Origin of the sequence: Bacillus sp. FSL R5-0659 (genome assembly GCF_038008785.1) — a bacterium.
In the GTDB taxonomy this organism is placed as follows: Bacteria; Bacillota; Bacilli; order Bacillales; family Bacillaceae; genus Bacillus; species Bacillus safensis.
In genome coordinates this window covers 1,289,047-1,310,943 of sequence record NZ_JBBOZU010000001.1, presented here as the reverse complement: position 1 = coordinate 1,310,943, position 21,897 = coordinate 1,289,047, and the positions used below count along the sequence as shown (strand labels likewise).

Genomic DNA, 21,897 nt, shown 5'->3' with positions numbered 1-21,897 from the left:
GTTCCTCCTTAAAGAGACTTTGTCAAGCCACCATCAATGATCAGTGTTTGACCTGTCATATATGTATTGGCTTCAGATAAAAGAAAAGCTGCATATGCTGCAAATTCCTCTGGCTGTCCATAGCGGCCAAGCGGGATCGCTTGTTCAGCCTGTGCTTTGATTTCTTCAACCGTTCGATTCTCTCTTTGTGCGCGGTGCTTTTCCAGCTGTTTGACGCGGTCTGTTTCAATTTTTCCGGGTGCTAACGTATTGATCAAAATACCATCCTTTGCAAGCTCCTGAGCGACTGTTTTTGTCCAGCCGGCTATAGCTGGTCTAAATGTATTCGACAGCATCAAGCCTGGGATCGGTTCTTTCACTGACATTGACGCAATGTTTAACACACGTGCACCACGTTTTTTCAAATAAGGTAATGCCTCTTTTAATAATCGAATATAGCTGAGTAAATGAAGCTGAAATGATTCGATCCAATCTTCATCTGTTAAGGTGTCAAGCGTTCCTGTTTTAGGTCCGCCTGTATTGTTCACAAGAATGTCTAGACGTTGCTCATCGCCAGCCGCCGCTTGAACAAGCGCCTTGATTTGCCTGGCGTCAGATACGTCACATACTTGATAAGTCAGCTGTCCTTTGGCAAATGGAGACAGCTCATTGACTGTTTCTTTCAGCGTTTGTTCATGTCTTCCCGAGAGCATTACATCCGCTCCCTCTTTTGCTAGAGCAAAGGCAATCGCTTTTCCGATACCTTGACTGCTTGCAGCGACCAATGCTTTTTTTCCAGTTAGTTTGACATCCATGTAAGCACCTCCTCTCGTTCATTTTATCATACAAAAAGAACCTTGCTCACGTCGCAAGGTTCCTTTCCGCGAATCACACCTTAAATCGGTCAACCGCCTGACGCAGTGCCTGGCTTGATTCGTTTAGCATTTCAGTTGAGGTTTTCGTTCTTTCTAACGCTTGAACTTGTTCATCTGTAGACGCATGCACTTCCTCAGCTGAGGCAGCAGATTCTTCTGAAATAGCAGCAATACTTTGAATGGATTCACTCATCTTCTGCTGTTCTTCTGTCATTTCATTGATCTGTGTATGAATGCTATCGATTGAACCGACAAGTGCCTGCATTTCCATTGTGATGCTGCTGAGTGCCTCACCTGTTGCATTAATGGCATCACCTTGTTCCTCATTCATTCTACTTGCTGCTGTCATCGCTTCCGCCGCTTTCTTCGATTCATCTTGAATGAGTTTGACGGTTTCACTAATGTGTTTTGTTGACTGTGCAGATTGTTCAGCAAGCTTTCTGACTTCTTCTGCAACTACAGCAAATCCTCGTCCACTTTCTCCTGCTCTCGCCGCTTCAATACTTGCATTCAGTGCAAGTAAATTCGTTTGATCAGAGATTTCAGAGATAGCAGTCACGACGTTTTCAATATTTTTCGTTTTATGCTCAAGATCTAGCAGCATTTGCTCAACCTTTTTCGATTCATCGCTCGCTTGTGTTGATTTTTGGACGAGCACACCAAGTGCATCAAGCCCTTTATAGCTTGCATCTTCAGATGATTTTGAGTTGGTTTGCATTTGTGTGGCGAGTTCACCCATATGGCGCACTTTCTCATACAATTGCTCTGATTTCTCATTAATCGTTTCTGCATCCGACGCCTGCTTAGTCGCCCCTGTTGCCACCTCTTGAATCGCGGTTGCAATCTGTTCGCTAGACAGCAAGGTCTCATTTGAAATTTGGGTCACTTCATCCGCTGATTCCACAACTTGATCTGAAGCCCCTTTCACTTTTTCAATTAACTCCCTGATGTCCTCGGTCATTTGATTAAAGCTTTTCGTAAGGAAACCAATTTCATCTTGAGACTTCGTTTCAAGCGTGCTTGTTAAATCGCCTTCTGACACCTTACGAGCGTGCTCTATTAGACGCTTGATTGGCGTAGTTATGCTTCTTGCCAATAAGAAGCTGAGGATCATCGCAAGAATAATGGCAATGACGGATATAATGATGCTTGTCTGATTCATTTTTTCTGTAATCCAAAGCAGTTGCTTTTTCTCAAAGCTGACACCAACCGTCCAATCGGCTTCTTTGATTTTAGATGTGACCGTCAGTTCTTTACTGTCATCAATACCTGAGTTGTCGATCGCTTTTTTCACAGAAGCGACCTTTGATATATTTTTTCCTTGCTCTGTTGGATGCGCCAAAAGGGTGCCTGTGCCATCAACTAAGAAAGCGGTCCCCTTATAAGGAATCTCTTGTTCATTGATATAGGACTGAATCGAGGACAGCTTCAAATCAAGTCCAGCGACCCCAATGACCTTTCCATCTTTGACAATCGCCTTCGTGGCTGAGACAATCACTTTTTTCGTTGCTTCATCTACATATGGATCTGTCCAAACGACCTGATCAGGCTTTTCGGCTGCTTGTTTAAACCAGCCTTGTTTAGATGGATCATAGCCTTCGCCAAGATCGAACTCTGGGAAGCCGAGCATTTTGCCATCAATTGTTCCAATATAGGTAAACGAAATGAGTTTATCCTGTTCCTGCAATTTTTTTAGTGCATCTGTTTCATAAGCTAATGTTTGTTTTGTTTGTTTTTGCGCAAATTCTTCAGTCATTGTACTTGTTGCCACTTTGTTAATGGTATTGCCGTAATTATCAAGCTTTTCTGTAATAATGTCTTTCAGGCTTTCTGCCGTTGCTGCTGCGGTGGTTTTTGCATCTCGTTCAATAAGTGGTCTTAACACTAAGTTAGAACCCACTTGAACAGCCACGACGGTTAAAATTAAAATAACTGAGATGAAAACAGCTATTCTCACTTGAAGTTTCTTAAACATCTCCTCACACCCCTACATCTACTTTCACACCTTATTTTATATATCGGCAAAATGGGTAAAGCATTCAATAGTTGTAAGAAAATTTAAATAGAAAAAACAAGCCCTATAGGCTTGCTTTAAGTAAAATATTCAATCTTTGCAGACGGAAAGTACTGATCAATATATGATTCTAACGTCTCTCTTAGTTCTTGTTCCTCATCTTTTTGGTAGATATATTTCCCAATCCCATATCTCCCCCACTTGTATCGTCTTTTTTCTTCATCTAATTCTAATTTAGATTTCGGGTAGTTTTTTTGAATCACACGCTTTGCTGGTTTTGTAAAGCGATGCTGAATCATTTCAAAGGTGATATCGTCTCTCACATCATCAGAAAGAGCTGCATCGAGCTTTTCAAATAAAACTTTATATCCTTCCTGCCAGCCTTCATGGATGTAGATGGGAGCAATAATAAAGCCAAGAGGATAGCCTGCCTTTGCGACCTTAACAGCCGCTTCAATCCGCTGATCAAGCGGTGATGTGCCAGGCTCGAAATATTTAATGACATAATCGGCATTAATACTAAAACGGAATCTTGTCCGGCCATTATGCTTTGCATCTAACAGATGATCAACATGATGGAATTTCGTGACAAATCGAAGCTTTCCTAAGTCGGTTTGCCCAAAGTATTCAATCGCTCGTTTGAGTGTATGTGTCAAATGGTCAATTCCTACGATGTCTGAAGTACATGATGCTTCAAATCTTGTGATATCTGGTGCTCGCTCGTTCATGTACTGCTCAGCTTGATCTAATATTTCTTCTACATTGACGTACGTTCGAATGTAAGGCTTACTTCCCATTGTTGTTTGCAAATAGCAATAATGACAATGTCCCATACATCCTGTTGCAAATGGGATCGCATACTCTGCAGATGGTTTAGAGGAGTCAAACTTCAATGTCTTTCTCACACCAATGACAAGCGTTGACTTCGCGTTACGATATTTTTGCAGGTCATTTTTTCCCGGAATATTTCTTACCTGATTGTGTGAGGTCGTTTCTCTTATTTCGATTCCCATACCCTCGAACTTTTCCTTCAGCTCTCGTCCTAACGGGTACTCTAACGCCCGGGGTTCAATGTAAACAAGCTGGGGGACGAAAGGTTTGATCATATTAAGCACATCCTTACCTTTAACGTTTTTATACCGTTACTTTAACCGCACAGGATGGCTTTTATCCTTTCTAAAATCTCCCTTATTCAAATAAGTCTTGATAAAGTGCTTCTGCTTCTTCATATGTTGGAAAAACAGCATCATCAGGTGCTAGTGGATGATACGTTTCAAGTAAAAAGAGGGCAAGCTCTTCTTCGTTGTATGGATGTGAAACAATTTCTGCTTCTTTAATTTGTGCTACGTTTGCAGCATGTGGATTTCGATAAATGACATATACTTGATCACCTGGTTTATAGTCTGAGAAAGGCAATCTGGTCACCTCCATTTTTTAATAATAGGGTGCCCTTCTCACTGCCCAATATGACTCAATATGATAAAATTCGACAAAAAAACCAGACAGTTTCACCTGTCTGGTTTTCATTCACTTAGTTCTGTTGAAATGTTTTCTTGACGAAATCAACCACTTCTTCTGTTGTGCTAAGTGATAAAATATGCTCTTTAAATGATGCAGCTTCTTCCTTAGATAGCTTGCTTAGCTGTGTTCTAGCTGGAAGAATGGATGTTGCACTCATTGAGAATTCATCTAATCCTAATCCGAGTAGAAGCGGGATTGCGATTTCATCTCCTGCCATCTCACCGCACATGCCGACCCATTTACCCTCTTTATGCGCTGCTTCAATCACAAGCGTAATGAGACGTAAAATCGCTGGGTTGTAAGGCTGGTAAAGATAAGACACTCGTTCGTTCATTCGATCAGCAGCCATTGTGTATTGAATCAAATCATTCGTTCCAATACTGAAGAAATCTACTTCTTTTGCAAATTGGTCTGCGATGACAGCCGTTGATGGAATTTCTACCATCATTCCGATTTCAATGGAATCAGAAACGTCTGTACCAGCGGCAACCAATGCTTCTTTTTCTTCAAGTAAAATGGCTTTTGCTTCTCTAAATTCTGATAATGTCGCGATCATAGGGAACATGATTTTCAAGTTTCCATATGTACTTGCACGAAGTAAGGCGCGTAGTTGAGTTCTGAAAATCTCCTGCTCTTCCAGGCAAAGGCGAATAGCTCTATAGCCAAGGAACGGGTTCATTTCTTTTGGAAGCTGCAAGTAAGGAAGTTCTTTATCGCCACCAATATCTAGTGTGCGAACAACCACTGCTTTCCCTTCCATCTTCTCTAAAACGGTTTTATACGCATCGAACTGCTCTTCTTCTGTAGGAAGCTGGTCTCTGCCCATGTATAAAAATTCAGTACGGTACAATCCGACTGCTTCGCCGCCATTTTCAAGTACACCTTTTACATCTTCAGGTGTTCCGATATTTGCAGCTAGCTCTACGTGAACGCCGTCTTTTGTTACCGTTGGCTGGTCAACAAGTTTCGCCCATTCCGCTTTTTGAGCTAAGTAGTCTTCATGCTTTTTTTGATACGCTTTCACTTCATCTTCAGAAGGCTGAATGATGACGTCTCCAGTAATACCATCCACAATGATCAGATCATCGTTTTTCACCGTTTTTGTTGCTTCTTTTGTCCCAACAACTGCTGGAATCTCCATAGATCTCGCCATGATCGCTGAGTGAGAAGTACGACCGCCGATATCTGTCGCAAAGCCTTTAACAAATTGTCTGTTCAGCTGAGCAGTATCAGAAGGTGTTAAATCTTCAGCTATGATGATGACTTCTTCAGAAATCATGCTTGGATTTGGAATGTCAACGCCTAGCAAATGCCCAATAACACGTTTTGTGACGTCGCGAATATCCGCTGCACGTTCCTTCATGTATTCATTGTCCATTGCTTCGAACATTGTGACAAACATTGTCGCTGTTTCTTTTAAAGCAAATTCAGCATTTACTTTGTCAGCACTAATTTTATCCTTTACTGGGTTAAGCAGTTCAGGATCACTTAACACAAGAAGGTGGGCAGAAAAGATATCTGCTTTGTCTTGGCCAAGTTCTTTTAGCGCATGTTCTTTAATTGCTTCAAGTTCTTGTTTAGAAACATGAATTGCTTCTTCAAAACGCTTCACTTCTGTCTCTGGATCGTTGATGTCTTTTTGGTGAACTGTTAAATCTGGTTCTTCCAGACGATATGCTTTTGCAATTGCAACGCCTGCTGAAGCACCGATTCCTTTCAGTTGTTGCATTACTCGCCTAGGCCTTCACTTTTCATTGTGTCTTTAAGCGCAGCAAGTGCATCATTTTCATCAGAACCAGAAGCAGAGATTGTGATTGTAGCACCTTTCGCAATTCCTAGAGACATTACACCCATAATAGATTTCAGGTTCACTGTTTTACCATTATATTCTAAGTTGATATCAGCATCATATTTACTAGCAGTTTGTACAAGAACTGTTGCAGGACGTGCGTGAATTCCAGAATCTGCAGTTACTTTGAATGTTTGTTGAGCCATTTTTATCAATCTCCTTTTTATACAATTAATACATCCACAATATTATATCATACTGCCGAGCTTGTCATCTAACAAGAACGGCAGTTATGAAAATTATTTTGAAATTTTCATGATGTTTTCTTGTCCAGCTTTGATTTCACCGGATTCTAGAAGGTCAATAAATTGTCCTTCACTTAAGTTGGTAAATACAATTGGTGTCATCAAAGATGGTACTTCAGACTTAATTTTATCAATATCAACCTCTAAAAGTTTTTGACCGATTTCTACTTGATCTCCCTCTTGTACAAATGCTTCAAATCCTTCTCCTTTGAGGCCGACCGTATCAATTCCGAAGTGGATTAAAATTTCAAGTCCACCGTCAGATTGCAGGCCAATGGCGTGTTTCGTCGGAAACACATTTAAGATCTTCCCTCTTACCGGTGAAACAACCGTTCCATCTGTTGGCAAGATAGCGAAACCGTCACCCATCATTTTCCCTGAGAATACTTGATCTGGTACATCTGTAATTGGATGAAGCTCCCCTGTAATTGGTGAAGCAAAAATTTCTTCCCCTTGTTCATTTTGAAGCGGCTTTGCAATGACTTCTTCGACCTGCTGGCTGACTTCTTCTTTTGCAGAAGGGTCTTTCGCTGGACGAGGCGTGCGGCCTGCAATGATGTCCTGCATTTGTGTTTTTAAATTATCAGAACGCGGGCCGAAAATTGCCTGGATGTTGTTCCCTACTTCGAGAACACCAGAAGCGCCAAGCTTTTTCAAGCGGTCTTTGTCCACTTTCTTCTGATCATTGACAGTAACACGTAAACGCGTGATACAAGCATCAAGGTGCTTAATGTTTTCTTGATCACCCATTGCTTCAAGGATTTCATAAGGCAAGTCATTCCCTTTTTCAGACTTCGCCTCACTTGCTCCGTCTGCTGCTTCATCCTCGCGGCCTGGCGTTTTCAGATTAAATTTGCGAATGGCGAATCTAAATCCGAAGTAGTAAATGACAGCAAGTACGAGACCTACTGGAATGACAAGCCACCAAGCGGTTCTATTCGGCAGGATACCAAATAGGAAGAAGTCGATTAACCCTCCTGAGAAGGTCATCCCGATTTTCACATTTAGAATATCCATTATCATAAAGGATAATCCAGCAAATACACAGTGAATCGCAAATAATATCGGTGCTACAAACAAGAATGAGAATTCAAGCGGTTCAGTGATCCCTGTTAGGAAAGAAGTAAGGGCTGCTGATCCCATAATTCCTGCTACAAGCTTTTTATTCTTTGGTTTTGCTTCATGGTAAATCGCAAGAGCTGCTGCTGGAAGACCGAACATCATGAACGGATATTTCCCTGTCATGAATGTACCAGCTGTCAGCTGAACACCATCTTTGATTTGCGCCATGAAAATACGCTGGTCACCACGGATAATATCTCCTGATAAGCTCTTATAGCTAAAAAATTCATACCAGAATGGTGCGTAGAATATGTGGTGTAGACCAAACGGAATTAATGAGCGTTCAATGACTCCGAATACAAAGGCAGCCAGCGGCTCATTTGCTGCAAGCAGTCCTGTTGAAAATGAGTTCAATGCACCTTGGATTGGCGGCCAAATGACTAGCATCAAAAGCCCTAAAATAAGTGCTGAAATAGAAGTGACGATTGGAACAAAACGCTTACCAGCAAAGAAACCAAGGTATTGCGGGAGCTCAATTTTGTAAAATTTATTAAACATATAAGCGGCTAATACCCCGACGATAATCCCGCCAAAAACGCCGGTAGACAAGGTCGGTATACCGAGCATATTCACATATGCTGGATGGCTTTCCTTAAAGAACTTAGCCAATTTGATCGAATCGGATGGAATAGATCCGTTAGCCATTAATACGGCACTCATCGTTACGTTCATGACAAGGTAACCGATGATAGCGGCAATCCCTGCCACTCCGTCTCCATTAGCAAGACCGATGGCAACCCCTACAGCAAATAATAGCGGAAGATTCGAGAAGACGATGTTCCCCGCATTCTCCATGACACTTGCAACAAGCTGAATTGTATCATTGCTTAAAAATTGAGCTACATCAATCAGCTGCGGATTTTGCATCGCATTCCCAAGTGCTAGTAAAATACCGGCAGCAGGAAGGATCGCAACTGGAAGCATAAGAGCTCGTCCAATTTTTTGCAACACACCAAAAAGTGATTTAAACACTGGTTGAACCTCCTTTTGTTTTCGCTTACAACATACATTTGGGCTGCTCCCTGACGTACATTTCATAATTAACCGTTTACATTTCACTTTCAAATGCAAAAAAGGCATGGTGATATAAGGTTGCGCAAATAACAGGATCTTATCCTGTATTTACCTTAAGTCACTCATGCCTGATCGAATCAGTTACACGTTTCAAGGAAACTATGAAATTTTATTTGTCAATCTGTACAGATGAAGTGTCAAGTAGACAGCCTCAGCATCCTGTACAGGCTTTTTCAATGCATGCTGCAAAATTTTGATCATTTTCCAAGCAGTATTGTAGCATAAAGGATATTCATTTTTCAATAGATGAAGCAATTTTTCTGGCTCCTCTAAAGATTCTCCCCGTTTAATACGCTCAATTGAAAACGTAATATGGCGTAATAAGCGTAAATAATGAATACTTTCTCTGTCTACTTTCATATGAAATGAATCTTCTATAACTTGGACCATTTGTGTAATCAGCTGCGAATGACGGTTCACCTCAGATAAAGGCCGATTCGTCAAAGCTGAATGGATATGGAGCGCTATAAAGCCAATTTCTCCTTCTGGCAGCTTCGTTTTAACATCTGGCCGCTCGTTAATCAGTTCAACGACTTCCTTTGCGACCTCGTATTCTTTCGGGTATAGCGATTGCGTCTCAAGCATAAAAGGGTTCGTGATATCATAGCCTTGCTGCACCCGTTTAAAACTAAACGCAATATGGTCGGTCAGTGCAACATGAATATGCTCATTCAAGCGTTGTCCCATTTTTTCTCGTATATGATAAATGACGTCATTGGCAAGCTCGATCATGTTCTCATCAATATGATGAAGCAGTTGTTTATATTCTGTTTGTTCTTTCGTGTTTTTTAACACAAACATTTTTTCAAACACGTCTTGATCGAGAACATCCCCCGATTTTTTACCGAAGCCAATCCCTTTCCCAATCAGAACTACTTCGCCCAAAGAAGGGTGCCTTGCGATGATGACATTATTATTTAACGCTTTATCAACGGTGAAGGATTCCATGAACATCCCCACCTCCTTCTTATTCAATCCCTCTTATCGTACAAAACAGATGAAACGTGCGTCAACGATTGTTTTTCAAAACGGTAGTTGTTCGCTCAATCAGACGAAATGGCAGCATTCTTTTCTCTGATTTCTCTCCTTTTAATGCTCGGTCAAACAAGTCAAACGCTTCCTGCCCCATTTGTTTGAGGGGAATATGAATGCTGGAAATCCCTAGCGCCTCACTCAATTGGTTATTTTGAAAGCTGAGTATGGCTGGTGATTCTCCTACTTTTATGTCATGACGCTGCGCCTCTAATAAAAAGCCTGCAGAGACTTCGTCATTTGTAATGAATAAAGCTGTAGGACGATTTTTCATTTTCTGCCATTCTGCAAATAAGTGCTTCCCATCAAGCAGTGATAACTTCCCTTCGATGATCCATTCCTCATCAATGGTCTGCCCGAGGGATTGCATCATGTCTTGATAGGCCTGAAGGCGCGACTCGCTATTCGCTCCTTCTGTTCTCGCAAGAACGATCGCAATTCGTTGATGTCCGCATGCCGCCAAATGATGCAGGCCCTCCTTAAATGCTTGGTCATGCGCAATCGACACGGTTGAGCATTGATCGTGCGGCGCAGGATGACAAAATATAATCGGTCCTGATTCCTGCCACTTTAAAATGTGCCTATCACTTAACGCATTTGAACAAAATATTAAACCATCCACACGGCGCTCTTTTAAACTCATTAACGCTTCTTTTTCTTTTAATGGATCGTATCCTGTTTGAAATAAAGCAAAATGCATGCCGCGCGCCTGTGCTTTTTCTGCAATACCTGTGACGAGTGCGCTGAAATAAGAGTGTTCAATGTTTGGAAGGACGATGCCAAGCATATTCGAATAGCCCTTCGCTAAATGGACCGCCTGGATGTTTCTCGTATACTTGAGCTCCTCCATCGCTTGTAGAACACGTTCCCTTTTTTCTTCTTTAACATAAGGATGCTCATTCAACACACGTGATACGGTTGTCACAGATACGCCCGCTCTTTTCGCAATCTCCCTTATGTTTGCCATTTTTTCTCCTACTTTCTCTTGATATGGTAAGCGTTTCATACTTTAAGATGTATGTGAGCTGAACAAATCACTGGATGGAAAGGGGAATTCAAGATGGGTTTCATCATATGGATTATATTATGTATGACTGTTTTGTTTTCTGCTCGTTTTGCATTACATCCTTTAGGAAAAGAACATAAAATCAAACCGTTTCAATCAATTGATGATTTTTTTGTTGATAAGGATCGAGAAGAGTGATAAAAAATCACGATGACGCTTCCAAGACCTGGACGTTCATCGTGATTTTTTTCATTACTTAATGATTGTCAGCTCTTTCGGATAATTGGTTAAAGTGACTGGACCATCTGCCGTAATGAGAACATCATCTTCAATTCTTACGCCGCCGACTCCCGGGACATAAATTCCTGGTTCAATCGTATACACCATACCTTCTTGCAGAAGGTCGTCATTTGCCTGACTCATTGAAGGAAACTCATGAACAGAAACCCCCAACCCATGTCCGAGGCGATGCGGGAAATATTCACCATATCCCGCTTCTGTGATGAGCCCGCGGGCTTTTAAGTCAAGATCACCGATTCTAACGCCAGGCTTACTCATTTCAAGTGCTGCCATTTCTGCATTTAAGACGGTTTGATAAATGTCCTTTTGTTTTTCAGAAGCTTCCTGATAGATGAATGTTCTTGTGATGTCTGAGCAATATCCATCGACAATGACACCAAGGTCAAATAACACAAAATCGCCTTTTTTTAAGGCTGCCTGCCCAGGATTTCCATGAGGCTCGCCTGATTTTTCACCAAAGAGAACCATGGTTGAAAAGGACATGCCTTGAATGCCTTTTTTCTTTAGTTCATATTCAATGACAGCGAGAACTTCTGTTTCCGTGATTCCTTCTTTTAAGGCGTTAACTCCAATTTTTACACCTTCATCTGCTAATTGTGCCGCTTTTTTGAGTGTAGCAATTTCAGATTCATCTTTAATCAGTCTGAGCTGATTGAGCTCACCTTCAGCCCGGACGAACATTTCTGCCCCCGTGACAGCTTGGAGCTGCTCTGCTCTTTGAAGCGGTATCGATTCTTTTTCAATCGCAAGACGCGCGGCATGAACACCTCGTTTTTCTATCGCTGATTGAATGAAATCAAATGGATTCTCATGATCTTCATATCCAATGATATCGCCGGACCATCCTGCATTTTTTGCCTGCTCGACTTCCATTTTAGGCAAAATAAAAAATGGTTCTGCCTCTTGAAACACAAACAGCCCCATCACTCTTTCATGCGGCTCTGTGAAGTATCCAGATAGATAAAACACATTTTCCTTTGTATGTATAAATGCACCTTGAATGTCTTCTTTCTTAAGCCAAGAAGACAAGCTCTTCATTCGGTTCATCATGATCCTCCTCACACGTTTTACTACTGATCCATTGTATCAGTTTTTCCTGTATTTCGCACAAAAGCGCACTGGCATGGATCCAGTGCGCCTTGATGATTAATTAAGATGCACGAAGCAGACGCAGACCATTTAAAATGACCAAAATCGTACTTCCTTCATGCCCGATGACGCCAAAAGGCAAATCAAGCACTTGTAAGAAATTCGCACAAATTAACAGACAGATCACCGTTAATGAGAAAACAATGTTTTGCTTAATGATTCGATTCATTTTTCTTGAAAGACGGATCATCTTTGTTAGGTTATTTAAATTGTTCTTCATTAAGATGAGATCCGCAGTCTCTAAAGCAACGTCTGTACCTCCGCCCATCGCAACCCCAACATCTGCTGTGGCGAGTGCTGGCGCATCATTGATTCCGTCTCCTACCATGATGATTGAATTACCTTGTTTTTTTAATTGATTGACCTCATGTACCTTTTCATCTGGAAGACATTCAGCCACGACAGCTTGGATACCGGCTTCCTGCGCAATCGCTTCAGCCGTTTTTTGCTGATCTCCTGTCAGCATGACGGTTTGGATGCCTAAATCATTTAGTTCTTGAATCATTTTTTTGGCTTCAGGTCTGATTTGATCCTTAAGACCAAGACAGCCAACAACTTCTTCACCCTTTTGAACGTAGACCACTGTGTATCCTTGCGCTGAAAGGTCATCACCGGTCTCTTCCATCTCGCGGTCGATTGACGCCTTACCAGCGAAGTCTTTCTTCCCAATCCGCCACGTTTCCCCATTTAATTGTGCTTTCACACCAAATCCAGAGGTTTCTTCAATGGTGACATGGACTGATCTTTCTGTTTGGTGCTCTTTTGCCATATCAGAAATTGCTTTCGCTAATGGGTGGTTTGATTGGCTCTCAATTTGATAGAGTGCCTGATAAAAAGCAGATTCATCCTGCCCTTTAGCGATGACGACTTGTTCTACGGCTGGCTTCCCGCTTGTAATTGTCCCCGTTTTATCAAAAGCAATCATACTGCTTGTGCCTAGTTTTTCTAAAAAGACACTACCTTTGACAAGCATTCCATTTCTCGCGCCATTTGAGATCAATGACAGTGCTGCCGGCATTATGGATGCAACTAGAGCACAAGGTGAAGCAACGACCATAAACACCATTGCTCGGTAGAAGGTTTCACTCATACTCCAGCCGAGTACAAAATGAGGCAGAACCATTAAAATCGCAACGGTGATCAGCACACCTTTTACATAGGCACCCTCGAATTTTTCAATAAATGCCTGGCTTGGCGAAACACTTTCTTGAGCGGATTCGACAAGTTTAATAATTTTATGGAAAAGCGTTTCTTCATTATGTTTAGTGACTTCCACTGTTAAGGAACCATTTAAGTTCACTGTTCCTGCAAAGACGTCTTCCCCCTGCCCTTTTTCCTGTGGAACAGATTCGCCTGTAAGTGCAGATTCGTCCACACTTGTTCTCCCGCTTAAAATCACACCATCTGCCGCAATGCGTTCCCCGGCTTTGATCATAATACGGTCACCTGGTGTTAATGATGAAGCGGCGATTTGAATGGTCGTACCATCTTCTTCAATTAAAGTTGCTTCATCTGGTGCAATGCTCATTAATGCTGTTAAATCTTTCTTGCTTTTATTTGACGTATACGTTTCTAGCGCACCACTCAGTGAGAAAATAAAAATTAAAATAGCGCCTTCTGCCCAATAGCCGATCAGAGCTGAGCCTATTGCTGCGAAAATCATTAAAAGTTCCACATTCAAGGTCTTAGACGAAATCGTTTCTTCAATTCCTTCTTTCGCCTTTGCAAAACCACCAATGACAAATGCCAGGATGAAAAGAGGAATGCTCCACATGCTCTCATCCTTTAGAATCCATCCAATTAAAATGAGAATCCCCGATATCCCTGCTGCAATTAATTCTCCGTGCTGAGCCCATTTATGTAAGGACCATTTCGATTCCTTTTGATTTGTCGTTTGGTAAAGTGCTGTATTCTCATTCATGATTGTTTTCTCCTCTCTAATTGATAATCGTTTTCACATTATCAATCGTTGCCCGTTTCTTATTCCATCTATATTTTCTGCTATTTCAAGCTTTTTATTGGTCTGTAACTCATTATAACAGGTTCTGAACAATTTTCAATTAATAATTATTATAATTTCTTTTTGATAATAATTATCATTATTGATATAGACCGTTCCTTCTTCTTCTGAGCACAGTGTATTCAGATGAAAAGCAAATGAACACAAAAAAAGAACCAACAGAATTGGTTCTTTAACAGAAAGGATTCTTTCTAAGAATTCGTCCACTCTTTAATTTGTTTTTTCGTCAGTGGACCTACATGATTTTTCACCACTTCTCCTTTTTCATTAATCAAAAAGGTCGTTGGAATGGTGATAATTTGATATTTCTTCATCATTTCTCCGTGTTCATCTAGTATGATCGGAAATGTAAACCTTCTGTCTTTCACAAATTGGGCAACAGCATGTTTACTTTGTTCAGCACCTAGTAAATTCACGGTCAATATGTCAACATCACTCTGATTTTCTTTCACAATCTGTTCAAATTCGGGCAGCTCCATTTTGCAGGACGGACACCATGTTGTCCAAAAATGCAAAATGGTCTTTTTCCCTTTTGCGGGAACCATCTGCATTTCACCAGTTAATGTCGGTGCCTCTATTCTTGGCGCCATCACAGGCTCTTTTGCTTCCGCTGCTGCGCTCATTAGAAATAGCAGCATGGTCATCATTAGAAGACTGGCGGGTAGATGTTTACGATTCATCAGGATCTTCCTTCCCAGTTTTCTTATAGCTTGCCCTCTCGATGGCGATGACATTCAAGCTTTTTTCAATGTAAGAAACATTGAAACGCCGAGCTCCTTACAAATCGTCGCATAATGCAGGGCAGTCAAAAGCAGCATGCCTGTGTTCATCCCTAAAATGACCCCCATCATATTCAAGCTTTCCATTGAACCGAGGAAATACACCATAGAAAAAGAAACGACATGCACCCATATATTATGTAGGAACACATCTTTGATGAGCCCCATACCGATTAAACACGCTTGAAACGGCATCACAAACAGGTGGCATAAAAAGTATGGCCAAAGCAGCTGTAAATAGACAGCAGCTTGCGGTGAATCAAAAAAGAGCTGTGTGAGCGGGTAAGCAAAATAATACATGACCATCACTGCCGGCACCCCGTATCCAAACGTTATGAGAATCGCCTGTCTGACCCGTTTTTTCACAAGATCATACTGACCTAAAGCATAGGCTTCAGAGACACTCGGAATCATCACAATCATGATCGAATGAGCGATAAACGCTGGGAAAAAACCGATCGACATCGCGACACCAGCCAGCATGCCGTAATGATCAACAGCAAGTGTTCCAGAGATGCCTGCTGCAACGAGCGCTCCTTTGATTAAAAATGGTTCAACCGCATTAGCGATCGCATGAAAGATGCGCATGCCCGTTGTCGGTATAGAAACGGCTAATAGGCGCTTTCGCACATCAATCCCTCTTAATTCAACAGACCTGACATTCACAGCATTTTTCGCCATGACGTATTGGGAGTATAAATAAATAAAGACGACAAGATCACTCGCAACAATGACACCGATGGCGATGAGTACTGCTGTTTCAATATCAAACGAATACCAATGAAAAAACAAAAATAAGCAGATCAGCTGGATTGTTTTCTTCATCATATTGGCTAGAGCGATTCTGCCCATTTGCTGCTTTCCCATAAAGTAGCCGCGGGCAATGGAGGTAAACGCAATAATCGGGATAAGTGACAGCACTAGGCCCTTCATAAGCGGATGATACGACTGAAACACTGGAATGAAAGGCAGTACAATGGCTGCTATACCTGTTGTTGTACTTGTCACCACAAGCGTCATTTTAAAGGCATGACGGAGCATACTTTTGTGGAGACGCTCATGTGATTCTGCAATGAATTTAGAAATGGAGACTGGCAGCTCTAAGCTGGCGATCACAAGGACAAGCATGATGATTGGAAGGATACTCATATATAAACCCATTCCATGTTCTCCAAGCTCTCTCGCTAAAATCATATTGACTAAAAACTCGATACACTCCGCAATAAAAGCTGCGACAGATAGCAGAATGACCCCTTTTACAAATCGATTCATGTAGCCTCCCCTTGTCTAAAGCAAATTCTTTTCACATTCTATGAGACAAGTCCAAAAAATATTTTAATAATTGAAGACAAAAAAAGAGCAATCTCATTGATCGCTCTTTTTCTTTATACGGCAAATACGTGACGTCCGATGCGTTCTACAATTTTGCGGGAACGAATCCAATGATCTGTTGCCGTTTTTGGATTATAAAAATAAATAGCCTTTGTTGTTCTGTCATGCTCTTTTACTACCTGCTTCACAGCTTTAATGGAATCTTGATCTGCCTTATCATGAATACTTCCATTCGATACTGGCTGGAAAGCATTTCGCTGATAGATCACACCTTTCACGCTGTCAGGAAAAGAACGATGCTCTACTCTGTTTAAAACAACGCTTGCTACCGCTTTTTTCCCTTCGTAAGATTCACCTTTCGCTTCAGCGTGAACCAATCGAGAAAGCAAGTCCATTTCTTCATTAGAATACTGTTTACCACTTGCCTTATTCGTCGTTTCAGATTTTACTTTTTTCTTTTGCTTCGGTTTTGAAGACTTTTCTTCTGTTGACGTACTTAGCATTTTCACTTTTGGCTGACGCTTCTCTTCAGAAAATGCTGGGATGACTTGATCGTGACCTTGATCTATATATGAAAGCTGATGTTTAACAGGTGCTTGTGAAAGTTCGTGACTTAATGTGCCTTGCTGCTCTTGTATATTGTCCATCTTCATTGCTGCAACCAGCATAAGGATGACAAAAAGAGCTGTATGAATTTTAATCATTCGCCTTTTTCCTCCTTTAATTAAAGTAGGCTGTAAGATACTTGTCCACTCTAACAAGACCTCATTCTATTTTCACGCACAAAGATTTACATGCCTGTCCAAATTCCGTCATTAAATGGCATGTCCTAGTTTTGTGCACATAAAATGGAATTGTTAGCGCTTAAAAAGGTCCCTTTTTCACCTATCATCATCCTTATGCTCCTGTTTATGGGTTATTACATTTTCTTTTCATATGTATCAAAGTGGTTTGAAGTGTGACAAAAGAACGAAAATAAAAAAGCTTTCTCTCATCAATGAGAAAAAGCTTTAGCTTCTTGCTTCTGTAAGATATTCAAAAATAACATCTCCACCATGTTTGGCGATTCCGCGAAAATGTTTAAAATCATCTTGATTCACCAATACAGAACGAAACGTTAAAAAGTCATCTTTTTGGATGGTCACCTGTTTTTCCGTCCCATTCCGTAAAGATTCGATGATTGTGAGGATTTGTTCTTCAGTCAAAAAAACCGCTCCTTTTCAGCCATGATCAAATATTAAATATACCATTCGTTAGAAGAGCATACAACGAAAACAAAACAAAAACGTCTTTATCCTTTACATTGGTATGAAAATATTGCAAAATACTTTTTAATAGGGAATGAAATCTGTTTTTAAAGGAGAGGGATCGGTTGAAGATTGCAAAAATTGGAAATGTGATCGAATTTAGAAATGGTTTAACAGGTGTAGTTGAAAAAGTGAATGAAAACTCTGTCATTGTGGATGTCACCATTATGGACAACTATAGAGATTTAGAACTGGATTCACTAACAGTCGTTAATCATAAAAACTATAAAATCATCAAAGACTCCGTACATTAATTTGCAATCCTCAATACAGACGCTCGGTACATACGTATATATATCACGATTTGACCAAATGGTGATTTCTATTTCAATACCCTTCTTTTTCATTTTTTAAAAAATGATAAGATGCCGTATTAGCTCTAGACAGGAGAAACTAATATGCAAAATTCCAATGATATCATTGTACGTTTTGGAAAAATGGAAGATGCTGAAATGACTTTAGAAATACAGAAATCAGTTATTGCTGAATCAGATTATCTACTTACATCACCTGAAGAAAACAAAAAAACCCTCATAGAACACAGGAAATGGATACAGAAAAGAATTGAAAATGAAAACGAGACGTACATAGTTGCTCAAACTGATGAGAAAGTCATTGGATGGTTAGCCTTTGAACATTCATCAAATAGAAAAAGAACTTCTCATACGGGATCATTCGGGCTGATGGTGCATAAGAGCTATAGAGGTTTAGGCGTAGGGGAAAAGTTACTAACAGCTTTATTACATTGGGCAGAAAAGAATCCTTCAATTGAAAAGGTTAGTTTAGCCGTTTTCTCTACAAATCAAAAGGCCATTTCTTTGTACAAAAAGATGGGGTTTATAGAAGAAGGACGTAAAATAAAAGAATTTAAAATAAATGATCATGAATACTGGGATGATGTTTTAATGTATAAGCTGGTTTAATGCTGTGAAAACGAATTGCAGAAGTAAGGACATAATATCAATTGAGTCATCAATTTGTTATGTCCTTTTCTTTTTCTCACCATACATCATATCAGTAAGCATCAGTCTTTTTGCGTATGAAAGGTTTGCATTTCCGCCTTCGTCTTGTACATCTCGACTTCCTCAGGGGTGATCACTCCTTTATCAATCAAGAGGGCAATCACTCCAAGCAATGTGGAGGCACTCCATTTATACCGTTCTTTGTTTTGATGTTCAAGCATTTGAAGCTCTTCTCTAAGCTCCATTAGCAGCTGCTCTGCCCGCTCTTCTTTGTTTGCCAAATCCAACGCCTCCATTTACCATTCAATACCCCTATTTTATCTTAAATCAAATGTGATAAGCAAAAAAAGCATGATTCACCTTTACAAACATACGTTCTGTCATGTATAATATATTTACGAGCTGGTAGCCCCCAGCCGTCCTAGCAAGTTCTATTCCCATTCGTATGAGAAGAGTGACATGACTCTTCTCTTTTTTATGATTGAATCGCTACAATCCCATAAAAAAAAGACATGCATCCGTCATGTCTCAGATTGTTGACAAAGGGCTAAAATGCTTGATTTTAGCCCTTTGTCTTCATTTCAGCGTGATAGAAAACCTTTGCAGTCTAGGAAGAACGAGAACCGGAGCGGAGCGAATTTGACATTCGTGAGCACCGGAGCGCAGGACTGCGGGCGAATGCGAGGGTTTGTCTACACGCTGAAACATGCATCCGGAATGTCTTTTCCTATTTATTAGCGATTATCAATCGTTTCTGGATACATATCATGGTTCATCATACGATACGATGCCATTTCTTCATACTTTGTCCCAGGTTTCCCATAGTTCGTATACGGATCAATTGAAATACCGCCTCTTGGCGTAAATTTGCCCCAAACTTCAATATATCTTGGGTCCATCAATTCGATTAAGTCGTTCATAATAATGTTCATACAATCCTCATGGAAGTCACCGTGGTTACGGAAGCTGAACAAATATAATTTTAGGGATTTACTTTCGACCATGATTTCATTTGGGATATAGCTGATATAAACTGTTGCAAAATCCGGTTGTCCTGTTTGCGGACATAGTGATGTAAATTCTGGGCAGTTGAATTTCACAAAGTAATCTCTATTTGTATGTTTATTTGGGAACGTTTCAAGCACTTGTGGTGCGTAATCAAACAAATAATTGGTTCCTTGGTTTCCTAGTAACGTGACACCTTCTAATTCTTCTGGTTTTCTTGTCGTCATGACATCTCTTCCTTTCTATACGCCTCGTTTATTTCCCCACAATAACGTGTGCAGCTGAGGCAGCACTCTTACGCGGTTTAAGTCTGGATCTTGTGCAACTTGATCTACAAGCGCTTCATATTTCTTTAATAAATGCGTCAATAAGTACGCATCATCACCTGTCGTCGTATCATCATTTCCTACCTGCAAATAAAAAGGAAGCTCAGGGTATTTCGCATGAACATCCTTCGCATACGCTAGATCACGATCGTCAAAGATCACGACCTTCAGGCTTGCATGCTGCAATCTATTTCCGTTTTTCAGCTCATCTATGATACGTGTTAGTTTCGTAAAATCTGTTTTCATATTCGAGCTTGGCGGCTTAGGGGAAATGGTTAAGTCATCAATTTTCAAAAACCATTCCTGATACATCGTCCCTTGTGTTTCAAGCGCTGTATCAATCCCTTCTTCATGCAGCAAATCAATGAGGGATTCCATTTGTTTTAAAAGCGCAGGATTTCCTCCTGAAATGGTGACATGAGAAAAAGCCTGTCCGCCTATTCTTTTTAATTCTTTGACAATGTCTTCTGCCTCAAGCCACTGAATATCATGCTTCGCTGAGCCGTCCCATGTAAAGGATGAATCACACCAGCTGCAAGAGTAGTCACAGCCAGCCGTTCTGACAAACATCGTTTTTTGTCCAATCACCATTCCTTCTCCTTGAATGGTTGGACCAAAGATTTCTAATACAGGAATCGCTTTAGCCATTGATCTCAACTCGTTTCGGACGGTAAATGCAGTAGCTTGTTGGTGTTTCTCTGACAAAGACTTGAACACATGTTGGCTTGTTCGCTAAAGTCGATAAATACGCTGCGACTTTGTCATATACGGTCTTTGCCACCACCTCAGTGGTTGGCATCGCGTATCGATCGTTTGATGAGAATTCCTCATGATCATTGAGTAGCGTGTGATCGTACTGCCCATGAATGAGTTTCTTCAATGTACTGAAATTGACAAGGAAACCCGATTCATCTAGGTCGTCGCCCGCAATTGTGATATTGATGGTGTACGTATGACCATGAACACGGCTGCATGCGCCCGCATCTTCTCGCGGGATGAAATGGGCAGCCGATACATGCATGTCTTTGTTCAATTCAAATGAAAATGGATGATCGGTTTGTGGATAGATTTGAGAAAGCATTTATTTTGCCTCCTTCATTTCCATATAAGTGTCATAGCCGTTTTTCCGCAGCTTACACGCAGGACATTCTCCGCAGCCATCAGAGATGATGCCGTTATAGCAAGTGAGCGTTTCATTTTTCACAAATTCCAGTGCATTGAGCTCATCTGCCAGCTTCCATGTTTCTGCTTTATTCAACCACATCAGTGGTGTATGAATCACAAATGGTTTTTCCATTGCTAAGTTCACTGTGACGTTGCAAGATTTCACAAACTCGTCACGGCAATCTGGATAGCCGCTAAAGTCTGTTTCACAAACACCTGTGATAATATGTCTTGCTCCAATTTGATACGCCAGAATAGAGGCAAAGGATAAGAACACTAAGTTTCTTCCTGGCACAAATGTGGAAGGAAGCTCTCCTTCTTTTTCCTCAATGTCAATGTCATCTCTTGTTAAAGCATTAGGTGCCAGCTGATTTAAAAGTGACATATCTAATAGATGATTCTTTACACCTAACTTGTCAGCAATTCTTTTGGCGACATCAATTTCTTCTTGATGACGCTGATTATAATGAAAGGTCACTGTTTCTACCTCTTCAAATTGTTGAAGTGCCCATAATAAACATGTCGTACTGTCCTGTCCCCCGCTAAAGACAACGACTGCTTTTTCATTTTTCATTTTCTGTTCTCCTCCTTTTGCAGATGCGTACAACCGTACAACACTGCATCTGAAAGGCTCCTGAAAACCCCTATTTTTCTCAAAAGAAAAGACACCTTTACATGTGTATGAGGTGTCCCAGCCATAAAAAATAAAAAATGCCACATCCAAGGATACGGCAAGTCCTTAGTTTTTTATAGAGGGTTTTGCTAGAACCTCTCCCGTCTTCACGGATTTTTGTTCAATTTTCACAGAGGATAGTGTACCACATATTTTTCATGCA

At 40.8% G+C, this 21,897-nt stretch carries 23 protein-coding genes and 1 riboswitch; of the genes, 3 read left to right on the top strand and 20 right to left on the bottom strand.

All coding sequences use genetic code 11. The features are described 5' to 3' along the window. Positions 1–8: 8 nt before the first annotated feature. The 9 genes from NSQ72_RS06605 to NSQ72_RS06565 all read right to left on the bottom strand — a co-directional run bounded on the left by NSQ72_RS06605 (position 9) and on the right by NSQ72_RS06565 (position 10,678). Positions 9–794, bottom strand: coding sequence for an SDR family oxidoreductase (locus tag NSQ72_RS06605; RefSeq protein WP_058837788.1), 786 nt, complete (start codon positions 792–794; stop codon positions 9–11). Positions 795–867: 73 nt separating this feature from the next. Next, the gene (locus tag NSQ72_RS06600) at positions 868–2,829 is read right to left on the bottom strand and encodes a methyl-accepting chemotaxis protein (protein WP_039178114.1); all 1,962 of its coding nucleotides are present in this window, start codon (positions 2,827–2,829) and stop codon (positions 868–870) included. A gap of 116 nt (positions 2,830–2,945) precedes the next feature. Beyond that, entirely contained in the window at positions 2,946–3,974 is a 1,029-nt protein-coding gene (gene splB, locus NSQ72_RS06595) for a spore photoproduct lyase (RefSeq protein ID WP_039178111.1), read from the bottom strand. An 82-nt stretch (positions 3,975–4,056) separates the two neighbouring features. Next, on the bottom strand, positions 4,057–4,299 hold the full coding sequence (locus tag NSQ72_RS06590; RefSeq protein ID WP_044331928.1) for a transcriptional regulator SplA domain-containing protein: 243 nt from the start codon (positions 4,297–4,299) through the stop codon (positions 4,057–4,059). 100 nt (positions 4,300–4,399) lie between these two features. Beyond that, positions 4,400–6,118, bottom strand: coding sequence for a phosphoenolpyruvate--protein phosphotransferase (gene ptsP, locus NSQ72_RS06585; protein WP_039178109.1), 1,719 nt, complete (start codon positions 6,116–6,118; stop codon positions 4,400–4,402). After that, a complete protein-coding gene (locus NSQ72_RS06580; RefSeq protein ID WP_003211078.1) occupies positions 6,118–6,384 on the bottom strand; it encodes a phosphocarrier protein HPr in 267 nt (88 codons plus the stop codon). Before NSQ72_RS06580 ends, ptsP begins: the two co-directional genes overlap by 1 nt. A gap of 93 nt (positions 6,385–6,477) precedes the next feature. Continuing rightward, a complete protein-coding gene (ptsG, locus tag NSQ72_RS06575) occupies positions 6,478–8,577 on the bottom strand; it encodes a glucose-specific PTS transporter subunit IIBC (RefSeq protein ID WP_144464751.1) in 2,100 nt (699 codons plus the stop codon). Between the two features lie 201 nt (positions 8,578–8,778). Further along, positions 8,779–9,633, bottom strand: coding sequence for a glucose PTS transporter transcription antiterminator GlcT (gene glcT, locus NSQ72_RS06570; RefSeq protein ID WP_039178106.1), 855 nt, complete (start codon positions 9,631–9,633; stop codon positions 8,779–8,781). A gap of 55 nt (positions 9,634–9,688) precedes the next feature. After that, positions 9,689–10,678 (bottom strand): LacI family DNA-binding transcriptional regulator, encoded by a 990-nt coding sequence (locus NSQ72_RS06565; protein ID WP_058837790.1) that lies wholly within the window; start codon positions 10,676–10,678, stop codon positions 9,689–9,691. A 93-nt stretch (positions 10,679–10,771) separates the two neighbouring features. Between NSQ72_RS06565 and NSQ72_RS06560 the strand changes: the two genes are divergently transcribed. Continuing rightward, positions 10,772–10,915: a hypothetical protein gene (locus NSQ72_RS06560; RefSeq protein ID WP_162842493.1), complete on the top strand. Its 144-nt coding sequence runs from the start codon at positions 10,772–10,774 to the stop codon at positions 10,913–10,915. A 54-nt stretch (positions 10,916–10,969) separates the two neighbouring features. On the opposite strand, the gene NSQ72_RS06555 is transcribed toward NSQ72_RS06560, so the two are convergent. The 6 genes from NSQ72_RS06555 to NSQ72_RS06530 all read right to left on the bottom strand — a co-directional run bounded on the left by NSQ72_RS06555 (position 10,970) and on the right by NSQ72_RS06530 (position 17,502). Beyond that, a complete protein-coding gene (locus tag NSQ72_RS06555; protein WP_058837791.1) occupies positions 10,970–12,064 on the bottom strand; it encodes a M24 family metallopeptidase in 1,095 nt (364 codons plus the stop codon). A gap of 103 nt (positions 12,065–12,167) precedes the next feature. Beyond that, positions 12,168–14,087: a heavy metal translocating P-type ATPase gene (locus NSQ72_RS06550; protein ID WP_047203057.1), complete on the bottom strand. Its 1,920-nt coding sequence runs from the start codon at positions 14,085–14,087 to the stop codon at positions 12,168–12,170. A 290-nt stretch (positions 14,088–14,377) separates the two neighbouring features. Then, complete coding sequence (gene stoA, locus NSQ72_RS06545) at positions 14,378–14,866, bottom strand: endospore biogenesis thiol-disulfide oxidoreductase StoA (protein ID WP_039178098.1); 489 nt, start codon at positions 14,864–14,866, stop codon at positions 14,378–14,380. 54 nt (positions 14,867–14,920) lie between these two features. Further along, a complete protein-coding gene (locus NSQ72_RS06540; protein ID WP_039178095.1) occupies positions 14,921–16,237 on the bottom strand; it encodes a polysaccharide biosynthesis protein in 1,317 nt (438 codons plus the stop codon). 113 nt (positions 16,238–16,350) lie between these two features. Further along, on the bottom strand, positions 16,351–17,001 hold the full coding sequence (locus tag NSQ72_RS06535) for a cell wall hydrolase (protein WP_058837793.1): 651 nt from the start codon (positions 16,999–17,001) through the stop codon (positions 16,351–16,353). Between the two features lie 306 nt (positions 17,002–17,307). Beyond that, entirely contained in the window at positions 17,308–17,502 is a 195-nt protein-coding gene (locus NSQ72_RS06530) for a hypothetical protein (protein ID WP_039178090.1), read from the bottom strand. A 167-nt stretch (positions 17,503–17,669) separates the two neighbouring features. On the opposite strand from NSQ72_RS06530, the gene NSQ72_RS06525 reads away from it, so the two are divergent. Together NSQ72_RS06525 and NSQ72_RS06520 are read left to right on the top strand one after the other, a co-directional pair. Further along, entirely contained in the window at positions 17,670–17,858 is a 189-nt protein-coding gene (locus NSQ72_RS06525; RefSeq protein WP_003211747.1) for a YkvS family protein, read from the top strand. Positions 17,859–18,002: 144 nt separating this feature from the next. Continuing rightward, positions 18,003–18,527, top strand: a complete 525-nt coding sequence (locus NSQ72_RS06520; protein ID WP_047203050.1) for a GNAT family N-acetyltransferase — start codon at positions 18,003–18,005, stop codon at positions 18,525–18,527. 101 nt (positions 18,528–18,628) lie between these two features. On the opposite strand, the gene NSQ72_RS06515 is transcribed toward NSQ72_RS06520, so the two are convergent. From NSQ72_RS06515 to queC, 5 genes are all read right to left on the bottom strand, one after another. Continuing rightward, positions 18,629–18,847, bottom strand: coding sequence for a hypothetical protein (locus NSQ72_RS06515; protein WP_039178087.1), 219 nt, complete (start codon positions 18,845–18,847; stop codon positions 18,629–18,631). A gap of 453 nt (positions 18,848–19,300) precedes the next feature. Then, positions 19,301–19,798: a preQ(1) synthase gene (queF, locus tag NSQ72_RS06510; protein WP_003211403.1), complete on the bottom strand. Its 498-nt coding sequence runs from the start codon at positions 19,796–19,798 to the stop codon at positions 19,301–19,303. Positions 19,799–19,813: 15 nt separating this feature from the next. Continuing rightward, positions 19,814–20,545 carry a 7-carboxy-7-deazaguanine synthase QueE gene (gene queE, locus NSQ72_RS06505; protein ID WP_047202223.1) on the bottom strand — a complete coding sequence of 244 codons (732 nt, stop codon included), beginning with the start codon at positions 20,543–20,545 and terminating at the stop codon, positions 19,814–19,816. After that, a complete protein-coding gene (queD, locus tag NSQ72_RS06500; RefSeq protein WP_047202222.1) occupies positions 20,538–20,978 on the bottom strand; it encodes a 6-carboxytetrahydropterin synthase QueD in 441 nt (146 codons plus the stop codon). Before queD ends, queE begins: the two co-directional genes overlap by 8 nt. Continuing rightward, a complete protein-coding gene (gene queC / locus NSQ72_RS06495) occupies positions 20,979–21,635 on the bottom strand; it encodes a 7-cyano-7-deazaguanine synthase QueC (RefSeq protein WP_059376926.1) in 657 nt (218 codons plus the stop codon). A gap of 159 nt (positions 21,636–21,794) precedes the next feature. Continuing rightward, positions 21,795–21,839, bottom strand: a riboswitch (PreQ1 riboswitch). Between the last annotated feature and the right edge of the window lie 58 nt (positions 21,840–21,897).

Bases quoted from the DNA above. Each gene is read 5' to 3' on its own strand.
- NSQ72_RS06605 (WP_058837788.1), bottom strand. From the start codon at position 794: ATGGATGTCAAACTAACTGGAAAAAAAGCATTGGTCGCTGCAAGCAGT.
- NSQ72_RS06600 (WP_039178114.1), bottom strand. From the start codon at position 2,829: ATGTTTAAGAAACTTCAAGTGAGAATAGCTGTTTTCATCTCAGTTATT.
- splB (WP_039178111.1), bottom strand. From the start codon at position 3,974: ATGATCAAACCTTTCGTCCCCCAGCTTGTTTACATTGAACCCCGGGCG.
- NSQ72_RS06590 (WP_044331928.1), bottom strand. From the start codon at position 4,299: ATGGAGGTGACCAGATTGCCTTTCTCAGACTATAAACCAGGTGATCAA.
- ptsP (WP_039178109.1), bottom strand. From the start codon at position 6,118: ATGCAACAACTGAAAGGAATCGGTGCTTCAGCAGGCGTTGCAATTGCA.
- NSQ72_RS06580 (WP_003211078.1), bottom strand. From the start codon at position 6,384: ATGGCTCAACAAACATTCAAAGTAACTGCAGATTCTGGAATTCACGCA.
- glcT (WP_039178106.1), bottom strand. From the start codon at position 9,633: ATGTTCATGGAATCCTTCACCGTTGATAAAGCGTTAAATAATAATGTC.
- NSQ72_RS06565 (WP_058837790.1), bottom strand. From the start codon at position 10,678: ATGGCAAACATAAGGGAGATTGCGAAAAGAGCGGGCGTATCTGTGACA.
- NSQ72_RS06560 (WP_162842493.1), top strand. From the start codon at position 10,772: ATGGGTTTCATCATATGGATTATATTATGTATGACTGTTTTGTTTTCT.
- NSQ72_RS06555 (WP_058837791.1), bottom strand. From the start codon at position 12,064: ATGAACCGAATGAAGAGCTTGTCTTCTTGGCTTAAGAAAGAAGACATT.
- NSQ72_RS06550 (WP_047203057.1), bottom strand. From the start codon at position 14,087: ATGAATGAGAATACAGCACTTTACCAAACGACAAATCAAAAGGAATCG.
- stoA (WP_039178098.1), bottom strand. From the start codon at position 14,866: ATGAATCGTAAACATCTACCCGCCAGTCTTCTAATGATGACCATGCTG.
- NSQ72_RS06540 (WP_039178095.1), bottom strand. From the start codon at position 16,237: ATGAATCGATTTGTAAAAGGGGTCATTCTGCTATCTGTCGCAGCTTTT.
- NSQ72_RS06535 (WP_058837793.1), bottom strand. From the start codon at position 17,001: ATGATTAAAATTCATACAGCTCTTTTTGTCATCCTTATGCTGGTTGCA.
- NSQ72_RS06520 (WP_047203050.1), top strand. From the start codon at position 18,003: ATGCAAAATTCCAATGATATCATTGTACGTTTTGGAAAAATGGAAGAT.
- queF (WP_003211403.1), bottom strand. From the start codon at position 19,798: ATGACGACAAGAAAACCAGAAGAATTAGAAGGTGTCACGTTACTAGGA.
- queE (WP_047202223.1), bottom strand. From the start codon at position 20,545: ATGGCTAAAGCGATTCCTGTATTAGAAATCTTTGGTCCAACCATTCAA.
- queD (WP_047202222.1), bottom strand. From the start codon at position 20,978: ATGCTTTCTCAAATCTATCCACAAACCGATCATCCATTTTCATTTGAA.
- queC (WP_059376926.1), bottom strand. From the start codon at position 21,635: ATGAAAAATGAAAAAGCAGTCGTTGTCTTTAGCGGGGGACAGGACAGT.